At 59.8% G+C, this 321-nt stretch carries 1 pseudogene; it reads left to right on the forward strand.

The annotated features are described in order from the left end of the window. Positions 1 to 44: 44 nt before the first annotated feature. Positions 45 to 321: pseudogene (locus X744_RS139580) on the forward strand (hypothetical protein); the annotation flags it as partial.

Raw genomic sequence — 321 nt, forward strand, 5'->3', positions numbered from 1 at the left:
ACAGCGAGCGCGCAAACCACATATACAAGCCCGGGGAGAAAATCGTGCTGTACATGGAGCCGGTCGGCTACGGCTACGGCAAGGACGGCCTCGGCAACAGCATGATCGCGCTTTCTGTCGACATCACCGTCGTGTCGGCAGCCGGCGAAAAGCTCGGCACAATGGAGAAGGTCGGCCGTGTTCAGATCGCCTCTCGCTCGCACAATCGCGAACTGTTCTTCAAACTCGACCTCTCCCTCGACGGCCTGCCGGCCGGCAAATACCGGTGCGACTTCGTCATGCATGACGAGAATTCGAGCAAGACGGCTCCCTTCAACACGG

The sequence above is a fragment of the Mesorhizobium sp. LNHC252B00 genome, from assembly GCF_000502955.1.
Lineage (GTDB): Bacteria > Pseudomonadota > Alphaproteobacteria > Rhizobiales > Rhizobiaceae > Mesorhizobium.